At 55.6% G+C, this 3,331-nt stretch carries 3 protein-coding genes; 2 read left to right on the top strand and 1 reads right to left on the bottom strand.

The features are described 5' to 3' along the window. Together J2W23_RS31300 and J2W23_RS31295 are read left to right on the top strand one after the other, a co-directional pair. The coding region (locus tag J2W23_RS31300; RefSeq protein ID WP_307651492.1) for a LysM peptidoglycan-binding domain-containing protein at positions 1 to 1,923 on the top strand (1,923 nt) is incomplete at its 5' end. Positions 1,924 to 1,935: 12 nt separating this feature from the next. Then, entirely contained in the window at positions 1,936 to 2,322 is a 387-nt protein-coding gene (locus J2W23_RS31295; RefSeq protein ID WP_307651491.1) for a hypothetical protein, read from the top strand. A gap of 316 nt (positions 2,323 to 2,638) precedes the next feature. On the opposite strand, the gene J2W23_RS31290 is transcribed toward J2W23_RS31295, so the two are convergent. After that, positions 2,639 to 2,932 (bottom strand): hypothetical protein, encoded by a 294-nt coding sequence (locus tag J2W23_RS31290; RefSeq protein ID WP_307651490.1) that lies wholly within the window; start codon positions 2,930 to 2,932, stop codon positions 2,639 to 2,641. Between the last annotated feature and the right edge of the window lie 399 nt (positions 2,933 to 3,331).

Raw genomic sequence — 3,331 nt, 5'->3', positions numbered from 1 at the left:
GGTGCGGCCGCAGGCGTGCTCGGCAACATTGCCGGCTATGCCGTAGGTGGAGCCGTGGGTTCGATCGCTGGCCAAGCTGTGGGAATTGCCATCGGAGCGCAGGACTCGTTCAGCTGGAAAGGCGTGGCGCTCGGGGCGATCGGGGGCGCGATTAGCGGCGGCTTGAGTGGATTCCAACCCTTTGGCGTGGCAAGCGAGGCTGCGCTGGTGGGCAATGCGATCGTGCGCGGGGCTATCGGCAGCGCCACATCGCAAGGCGTTGCGGTGGTCACAGGATTGCAGGACAAATTCAGTTGGAAGAGTGTCGCGGCCAGTGCGCTAAGCGCGGGCGTTGGCCAAGGGCTGAATGCGGCAATGAACTACTACCCCGGGCTGCAGGCGGGTATGAACGGCGTGCCAACGGGCGCGATCACCAGTTTTGATCTGGGCAGGAGCCTGGCTTCGGGTCTGGGCGGCAGCCTCGCGGGACAGACAGTGCGCGGCGGAAAGATCAGTGCAGCAACGCTGGCAGCGGATGCCTTTGGCAATGTGATCGGAGACAGCATCGCAGCGGCCAACAACAGCAGCCGCAAAGACGACTTGGACGCCTTCCTCAAGCTCAATGACAACTTCAGCGGCGTGGATGCCCGCAGCGGCGTGCCGATGCTCAATGGGCTCAACTTCTCGCAGGATGCGGCAGCGCGACGCGCTGGAATCAACCCAGCGGGTTTGCCGACTTATGTCGGCAATGGTGGCGGAGACGGTGGCTCAGGTCGAGGGATCACACAGATCGTGGCGGAGTTGAGTCAATCCAGGACGTACACAGCTCAATCGGGTGACAACATTTCTACGATCCTGGAAACCAGTGACCGGCGGGCCATCGGCAACTTCATGCGTGCCAACGGCCTAAGGAACAGCACCGTCTACGCTGGGCAGGACTACGTCATTCCAGGTGCCATCAATGCTCTTGGCGATAACTCGGCATTGGGACAGAAAGCGCTCAACGCCGATAACTCACGACTGAGGGCCATCTCCGAAGCCAGGGACGCGCAGGCTGCGACCTACTACAACACCAACTATGGCAACGAGGGCCGACAGAGCTTACAAGCTCGCGCAGACGACATCTCGTTTGTGACGAATATGTTTGGAAAGAACCCGGCGATTCCTGCGACCGTCGCACCGCCAGCCCAATGGAGTGTTGCCGAGCAGGCATCGCCGGTAGCGCGAGGCACGACGATCGAACAGTTGCAGTACGCATCGAGCGCCAGCAACCCCAATACGCAACTCGTGGGATTTGTGAGAGCCAATCCCGGTGACCCGAGCATCCTGCAGCAGGCATACAACTCGCCTCAGGTGCAAGGCTCAATGAATGGGCCGTTCAGCACTCTTGTGAAAGCGGTCGTAGGCACCTTTGGCGACTCATATGGTGGCTTCAGCGGCTATAACCCGGTTGCCAATCAGTTCTACAGTCCGCTTGAGCAGCAGTCTGCGATGTGGAGAACTGTGGCAACGGTTGGCCTTAGCACGACTCCTAATGTGAATGCCGGTGGTGCTGTCTTTGCGAGTGACGCGAAATTAATTGGGCATTTTGAAAAACACGGCGGCGAATTTGCATCCGTTGGTGTCTCTTCGCCGTATGGGTATTTGCAGATGGGGCGAGAGATTATGGATGCCGGGGTTCCGGTCAGTTATTTCTATACGCCTGCCAACGAAATGCGGACTGGTTATGTCTCATTTATGAGAAACTCCAAAAAAGGAGAGGCTTTATTTGGATTTGCTGGGACGGATGCTGATGGATTTGTGACAACAATTCATACCAAATCCAGAACAGAATTTTTTGAATTGCTTGGAGACAACGCACAAAGTAAAACAAAAGCATTCCGAACCGACACAATAGGTCCAAATCCGCAGCAAGGATGGAAATTTCCTTACAACCAACAATGATTGAGGTACGTCATGAGTGAAGACCAAGGACAGAAAATCCTTCTTAGAAGCGTGGGCGGCCTTGTAGAAGAGGAGCTTGTTGTTGAATGCAAAGGAGTTCTTCTCGTTTGCTTTGCGAGCAACTATCCTCGTGATTTGGTGATTGGCAATGAATATTTGGTGAAACTGAGTCTCATGGTGTTTGATGAATTCAAGCCCAAAGAGGTGTCGAAAGAACAATCCAAGATATTGCAATTATCGGGTGGATTTGATTATGAAATTACTGGGAAAATATTGCATGGAGTGTTGCACTCCGAGGGATTTGCGTTTGAGAATGAAATTCTCGAATCGGAGTTCACATACCTCGAAGGCAGCACCATATCCCTTACGGCAAATAGGGTAAACATAAAATTCTTGTGAATTCTCCACGCGAAAACTATTCGCGCACGAGCTCCTTCGTTTTTAGCAATTAAGAAAAAGAGAATTCGGGGGAGGGGGCAGATTCCAATTTCAAGCCGATGCGCGTATGCGGTTGCCGTCGTTGAAGTCGACACCTGGGATCAAGCTGAACTTGAACTACAACATCGACACTACCGAAAGCGCCACGGCAAAAGCGGAGGCCTGTCGGCTCCTGTATACGACCCAGGCATTGGAGGCAGGGATCGGTTTTTAATGGGGGATTTCAATTCTTGCGCCTCGGTTTTAGGAAAAAAGCGCGAGGCAGATTCAAATCTTTTTACGCCAAGCCGTCCTTGCCCAGCGCAACACGCAACGACTGAATTGTGGTGCCCGCTGTTTCGATCCGCCGCTGCAACTCCTCATTGACCAGCCCTATCAACGCGCTGAGTTCAGTGCGGCTCGGATAGACCTCTTCCGTGTCGCTCGCGTGCTGCGGGCCGATGAGCTTTTCAAGACACGCATGCGCACGCTGCACAACATGAAGGCTGTCGATGTCGTCGCATGCACGCAGCACGAGCAGTTCGGCGCTAACGAGTTCAGAAGATTCGGGGAACGAGGGAACGCGAGCCATGAATGGCCTCCAAGGGTTTCGGTTTGCTGAAACCGACGCACTCAACGCCAATTGAGGGCGGCGGCTCGACAGGTTGGCGTACCGGGAAACCACTTGCGTGAAACCGGCCGGGCTCGCGCCCGCCCATCGAGCCGCCTAAACAGGAAGCACGAACGACGAAGCCGCAGACCTTGCGGGTGACTGCGGCTTTTGTCGCAGTGATTTCAACGGGACGCCAATCCCGGCCACGCCTCTTTTGACGTGACGGGGCGCAGTATAGCCACGCAAGTACGCCCGCTCTGTGGTCACGCAGAACACCGACCGGTGGGGCAACGTGGTCTCCATCACCGACCCGCGCTCCAGCGCCTGGAAGACCACCTACCGCTACAACGCCAACAACCAGCTGGTGCAGCAGGTGCA

Source organism: Variovorax boronicumulans (genome assembly GCF_030812215.1).
Lineage (GTDB): Bacteria > Pseudomonadota > Gammaproteobacteria > Burkholderiales > Burkholderiaceae_C > Variovorax > Variovorax boronicumulans_C.
Note: the sequence above shows the minus strand (reverse complement) of the source record. Positions and strands in the feature narration are given on the sequence as shown.